A 6407-nucleotide genomic window follows, 5' to 3' on the forward strand; every position below is an offset into this window, starting at 1 on the left:
GGGGGGCCGCGCCGCGCCGCGCCCCCGGCCCGGCGGCTCCGGCCGGTCCGGGCGCGCCGCGGCGGGGGGGGGGCGGGGGGGGGGGGGGGGCCCCCCCCCCCCCCCCCCCCCCCCGCTGTCGTTCCGGCGCGCGGCGATCAGACCGCGTTCTGCTCGATCCAGTCCGCGTGCGCGGTCAGGTCGGTCCAGATCCCGGTGCCGGTGCCGCACAGCGGGCTCTCGTCGCCGTCGCGGCTGGTCGCCCCGATCAGCTCCCAGCGCCCCGGCTCACCCGTCAGCTGCGGTCCCCCGGAGTCGCCGTTGCAGCCCTGGGCGCCCTCGGTGGGGCTGTCCGTGCACAGCTCGGTGGCGTCGTCGAACCCGTTGCCGCACCGGTCGCCCGGGACGAGCTCGGTGTCCAGCTCCTGCAGCTGCGTCGGCAGCTCGGGGCACTGCTCCCGGTCGTCGCAGGTGACGCCCCAGCCGATGATCCGGGTCGCGTCGCCGGGCGCGCCGGAGCCGGCCGCCAACGCGATCGGCTGCTGCTCCACGGCCCGGTCCAGCTTCACCAGCGCCACGTCGTTGCCGGGGTTCGCCCCGTCGTAGCCGGGGTGCACGACCAGTTCGGAGACCCCCACCAGGGTTCCGCCGGTGGTGTTGTCCGCGCTGCCGACCCGGGCCTGCACGTCGCCCGGCTGCTGCCCGGCGGCGCAGTGCGCTGCGGTCACCACCCAGTCCGGCCGGATCAGCGAACCGCCGCAGAAGTGGCCGCCGCCGTCGGTGAGCTGCAACGACACCATGAACGGGTACTGCTCGGTGGCGTCGTGCCCGCCGACGATCATCGGCTCCATGTCGGGTTGGGTGGCGGACGCCGCCACCGGGGCCGCCGCGAGCGTGATCGCCCCCAGCACCCCCAGCAGCACTGCTCGTCCGTCCCGGGTCCGGCGGGTGGGTCGGATCATCGCTCGCTCCTCGCTCCGTGCTGATCTGCTGCGAAGCGAGATTAGGGGGATCCGCGCGCCGGGGGATCAGCCGAACGGACAAGGCGATCTCGTCCTTCCAGCCAGGAAACGATCAGAGCGGGAGCGCGAGCTCCCCGCCGGTGGCGGCCAGCAGCGCGTCGCGCATCGCCGCGCGCGGCGCCGTCCTGCCGGTGAACAGCTCGACCTGGCCGAACGCCTGGTGCAGCAGCATGTCCAGCCCGGTCGCCAGCCGCCCGCCCGCCGCGGACACCGCGTCGGCCAGCGGCGTCGGCCACGGGTGGTAGATCACGTCGAGCACGCAGGCCGCCCGCGCCAGCTCGGCCGCGTGCGGATCGGCGGCACCCGCGGGCAGCGTGGAGACCAGGACGTCCACTTCGGACGCCGCCGCGCCCAGGTCCAGCGAGTCCAGCCGTTCGACCGACACCCGCAGCCCCACCTGCTCCGCGGTCAGCACCACGTCCCGCGCCCGCGCGGGCTCGCGCACCGCGACGGTCAGCTCCGCGAGGCCCAGCTCCGCGAACGCGGCGACCGCGGCGGCGGCCGCGCCGCCCGCGCCGAGCAGCACCGCGCGGGGGCCGCCGGTGAACCCGCCCGCGGCGCGCAGCGCACCGGTCACCCCGTCCACGTCGGTGCAGTCCGCGGCCCACTCCCCCGACCCGAGCCGGGTCAGGGTGTTCGCCACGCCGACGGCGGCGGCCCGGTCGGTGACCTCCTTCGCCAGGCCCAGCGCGGCGCGCTTGCCCGGCATGGTCACCGACAGGCCCGCCCACTCCGGTCCGAGGGACCCGACGAGTTCGGCGAGCCCGTCGGCGTCCCGGTCGAACCGCTCGTAGCTCCAGCCGGTCAGCCCCAGCTCGCGGTAGGCCGCGGTGTGCAGCACCGGCGACAAGGAGTGCCCGATCGGCGAACCGACCACGGCCGCCTTGCGCCCGGTCCGATCAGAACGCGCCACGTTGCCGCGCCTCGGTGATGTAGCGGTCGTGCTCGGCCATCGTGGTGGCGAAGCAGGACGTGCCGTCCGGGTAGCACTTCACGAAGTACGACCAGGTCCCTTCGGCCGGTTTCTCCGCCGCGACCACCGCGGCCGTGCTGACGGTGGAGATCGGCGTCGGCGGCAGGCCGTAGTTCTGGTAGGTGTTGTACGGTCCCGGACGCTGGCGGTCCTCCGGCTTGGTCAGCAGCGTCGGCTTGTCCAGCGGGTAGTTGATCGTCGAGTCGAGCTGCAGCTGCATCTGCGGGTCGGTGGTCCGGTTGTAGATCACCCTGGAGACCTTGTCGAAGTCCCGCTCGATGCCTTCGCTCTGCACCAGCGACGCGATCGTCAGCAGCTGGTACGGGGTGCGGCCGGTGCCCTCGGCGGCCTGCGGCAGGCCCGCGGCCTCCAGCAGCGCCGCGGACTTCGTCACCACCTGGCGCAGCACCTCCTCGGCGGGCTCGCCCGGCTTCACGTCGTAGATGCCGGGCATGATCAGCCCTTCGAGCCGCCGTTCCGGCTCGGCCTTCGACGCGCCCTCGATCGCCCAGTCCGGCACGCCCAGCGTCGCCAGGTCGACGGTGCCCGCGGCCTCGTGCATCTGCTCCGGAGTGGTGCACTTGCTCTCGTCGCCGGTGCAGGTGGCCTCGGCGAGCTTGGTGAGGATGCCCGGCGTCTTGCCGCCGTCGGGGCTCTGCTGGTCCTCCAGCCGCTGCCCGCCGCGCACCTCGATGCGGCCGGTCTTCGCCTCCGGCGACAGGATGTGGCTGACCGCGGCCGAACCGGACATCTTCGACCGCATCAGGTAGAAGCCCGGCTGGATGCTGTTGATCTGCTTGTTGTCCTGCGCCGCCTTGGTGAACGCGGTGGTGGAGGCCACCACGTCCGCCTTCGACAGGGCCCGGCCGACGGCGCTGACGGTGTCGCCGGAGGTGACCTCCACGATCACCTCGCCGGTGCCCTCGCCCTCGTAGTCCTCGTAGGACCCGATCTGGAGCATCTGCATGGCGCCGTACACCACGCCACCGCCCACGAGCAGCAGGACCAGGAGTCCGGCCAGGGCGGTCACCGAACCACGTCGTTTCCGGCGGCGCAGTTCGGCCCGCTGCTCGCGGGCCTCCCTGCGGCTTCGCCGCGGCGGCTCGCCCGCGTCATCCGCGAACAGGCCGAGATCGTCGCTCACGAAAGGTCCTCTCAGGTGGTCTGCGACCGGGCGTCAAGCCATGCCTGCAAGATCTCCACTGCGGCGGCCTGGTCGACCACGGCGCGTTGTCGCTTGCCGCGAACCCCCCGTTGGGAGAGCATGCGGCTCGCCGTGACCGTGGTCAACCGTTCGTCGTGAAAGCGCACCGGGATCGGGTCGATCCTGGTGGCCAGTGCTTCCGCGTAGGCGTGGGCGGATTCGGCGGCGGTGCCGTGCCTTCCCGCGAGCGTCTTCGGCAGGCCGATCACGACCTCGACCACCTCGTGCTCGACGACCAGCTGGGCCAATTCCACCAGGTCGCGTTCCGCTTCCACATCTCGCTGGAGCGTGACCAGCGGAGTGGCCAGCATCGGTGCCGGGTCGCTGAGCGCGATCCCGACGCGCACCGCGCCGACGTCCACCCCGATCCGGCGTCCCGCTCCCGGGTCAGGGGCGTCGGCGGCCGGGCCGCCCCCCCGCGATCCTGAGGTCACCCCTGGACCGCCTCGCCCAGGGCGCGGCGCAGCGCCTCGATCGCGGCGGGCACGCCGGCCGGGTTCGAGCCACCGCCCTGCGCCATGTCCGGCTTGCCGCCGCCGCGCCCGCCGACCTCGGCGGCGAACGACGGGACCAGCTTGCCCGCGGCGAGCCCGAGGTCCCGCGCGGCGTCGTTGATGCCGACCACGAAGGACACCTTGCCCTCGCCCGGGTCGGCGGCGAACAGCGCCACCACCGCGGGGCGTCCGGCGAGCCTGCCGCGGACCTCACCGGCCAGCGCGCGCAGCGCACCGCCGTCCACGCCGTCCGGGACCTGCTCGGCGACCAGGCTCACGCCGCGCACGTCGGCGGCGCGCCCGGCGAGGTCACCGGCGGAGGACAGCACCTGCTGCACGCGCAGCTGCTGCAGCTCCTTCTCGGCGCCGCGCAGCCGGGCCACCACTCCCTCGATGCGCTCCGGGAGTTCTTCGGCCGGCACCTTGAACTGCTCGGCGAGCTGGGTGACCAGCAGGTGCTCCTTGCTGATGTGGCGCATCGCGTCCATGCCGACGAGCGCCTCCACCCGGTGCACGCCGGAGCCCACCGAGGAGTCCGCGACGAGCTTGACCACGCCGAGCTGGCCGATGCGGCCCACGTGCGTGCCACCGCACAGCTCCCGCGAGTAGTCGCCCATGTCGACCACCCGCACCTGGTCGCCGTACTTCTCGCCGAACAGCGCGACCGCGCCCAGCTCCATCGCCTTGTCCATCGTCGTGGTGTAGGAGGCGACCTCGACGTCGTTCTGCAGGTAGGAGTTGACCTCCTCCTCCACGCCGCCCAGCACCGCGGCCGACACCGAGGCGGGGGCGGTGAAGTCGAACCGCATCCGGCCCGGCGAGTTCAGCGAACCGGCCTGCGCCGCCCGCTTTCCGTAGGCGCTGCGCACCGCCGCGTGCACCAGGTGCGTCGCCGAGTGCGAGCGCTCGATGGCGCGCCTGCGGTCGCGGTCCACCGCCGTCTCCAGCTCGGTGTCCACGCCCAGCTCGCCGGAGACGACCGTCGCGCGGTGCACGAACAGGCCCGGCACCGAGCGCTGCACGTCGTGCACCCGCACCTCGACGCCCGGGCCGACCAGGGTGCCGGTGTCGGCGATCTGGCCACCGCCCTCCGCGTAGAACGGAGTGCGGTCGAGCACCAGCTCCACCTCGGTGCCCGCGTCCGCCGACTTCGCCGGGACGCCGTCGACGAGCAGTCCCAGCACCCGGCTCCGCGACTCCAGGTCGGTGTAGCCGATGAACTCGGTGGTGCCGTGCTGGTCCAGCAGCGTGCGGTAGGTGGACAGGTCGCCGTGGCCGGTCTTGCGGGCCTTCGCGTCCTCCTTGGCGCGGCGCCGCTGCTCGCCCATCAGCTCGCGGAAGCCCGCCTCGTCCACGGCCAGGCCCTGCTCGGCGGCCATCTCCAAGGTCAGGTCGATCGGGAAGCCGTAGGTGTCGTGTAGCTGGAACGCCTTGGCGCCCGCCAGCTGCGCGCCACCGGCCTTCTTGGTGTCGGCGACCGCCACGTCGAAGATCTTCGAACCGGCGGTGAGCGTGGTCAGGAACGCCTCTTCCTCGTTCCGGATCACCGAGTCGATGCGCTCGAACTCGGTCGTGAGCTCCGGGTAGGACGGCGCCATCGCGTCCCGCACGACCTGGGTGAACTCACCCAGCACCGGCTCCTGCACGCCCAGCAGGCGGGCGGAGCGCACGATGCGGCGCAGCAGCCGGCGCAGCACGTAGCCGCGGGCCTCGTTGCCGGGGGTGACGCCGTCGCCGACGAGCATCACGCCGGAGCGGGCGTGGTCGGCGATCACGCGGAACCGCACGTCGTCCTCGGGGTTCGCGCCGTAGCTGCGGCCGGAGAGTTCCTCGGCCTTCGCGATCACCGGGCGCACCAGGTCGGTCTCGTAGACGTTCTCCACGCCCTGCAGCAGGCACGCGACCCGCTCGACGCCCATGCCGGTGTCGATGTTCTTCGTCGGCAGCTCACCGAGCAGCGGAGCACCCTTCTTCGGGCTCTCCTCACCCCGGATGTCCTGCATGAACACCAGGTTCCAGATCTCGATGTAGCGGTCCTCGTCGACGTTCGGGCCGCCCTCGCGGCCGTAGTCCGGGCCGCGGTCGTAGTAGATCTCCGAGCAGGGACCGCCGGGGCCGGGCACGCCCATGTCCCAGTAGTTGTCCTCCGCGCCGCGCACCTGGATGCGGGCCGGGTCGATGCCGGTGGTGTTGCGCCACAGCGCCGCCGACTCGGTGTCGTGCTCGTAGACCGTGACCCACAGCCGTTCCGGGTCGATGCCGTAGCCGCCGTCGGCGACCGAGGAGGTCAGCAGCTTCCACGCGTGCTCCATGGCGCCTTCTTTGAAGTAGTCGCCGAAGGAGAAGTTGCCCGCCATCTGGAAGAACGTGTTGTGCCGGGTCGTCTTGCCGACCTCGTCGATGTCGCCGGTGCGCACGCACTTCTGGATGCTCGTCGCACGCGGGTACGGCGCCGGGGCGTCACCGAGGAAGTACGGCTTGAACTGCACCATTCCCGCGTTCACGAACAGCAGGGTCGGGTCGTCCAGGATCAGGGAGGCGCTGGGCACCACGGTGTGGCCGGTGCCGCGGAAGTGCTCGGTGAAGCGGTGGTTGATCTCGTGGGTCTGCACGGTGGTTCCTTCGGAGGGTGCTGCGGGGTCGGGGTTCGGGGTCGCGGCGGGACGCGTGGGCGGGGGGGGGGGGGGGCCCGGGGGGGGGCCGGCCCCCCCGGGGGGGGGGGGGGGGGGGGGGGG

At 73.1% G+C, this 6407-nt stretch carries 5 protein-coding genes; all 5 read right to left on the reverse strand.

The genetic code is table 11. The features are described from left to right. Nucleotides 1-137: 137 nt before the first annotated feature. Nucleotides 138-941, reverse strand: coding sequence for a trypsin-like serine protease (locus LCD35_RS24005; RefSeq protein ID WP_224956598.1), 804 nt, complete (start codon nt 939-941; stop codon nt 138-140). A gap of 112 nt (nt 942-1053) precedes the next feature. Beyond that, nucleotides 1054-1914, reverse strand: coding sequence for a shikimate dehydrogenase (locus tag LCD35_RS24010; protein WP_224956599.1), 861 nt, complete (start codon nt 1912-1914; stop codon nt 1054-1056). Continuing rightward, nucleotides 1901-3118, reverse strand: coding sequence for an endolytic transglycosylase MltG (mltG, locus tag LCD35_RS24015; RefSeq protein WP_224956600.1), 1218 nt, complete (start codon nt 3116-3118; stop codon nt 1901-1903). The genes LCD35_RS24010 and mltG overlap by 14 nt, the downstream gene beginning before the upstream one ends. An 11-nt stretch (nt 3119-3129) precedes the next feature. Further along, complete coding sequence (gene ruvX, locus LCD35_RS24020) at nt 3130-3612, reverse strand: Holliday junction resolvase RuvX (protein ID WP_224956601.1); 483 nt, start codon at nt 3610-3612, stop codon at nt 3130-3132. Further along, entirely contained in the window at nt 3609-6284 is a 2676-nt protein-coding gene (alaS, locus tag LCD35_RS24025) for an alanine--tRNA ligase (protein WP_224956602.1), read from the reverse strand. Before alaS ends, ruvX begins: the two co-directional genes overlap by 4 nt. Between the last annotated feature and the right edge of the window lie 123 nt (nt 6285-6407).

The organism is Saccharopolyspora sp. 6V (genome assembly GCF_020176785.1).
In the GTDB taxonomy this organism is placed as follows: Bacteria; Actinomycetota; Actinomycetes; order Mycobacteriales; family Pseudonocardiaceae; genus Saccharopolyspora_C; species Saccharopolyspora_C gregorii.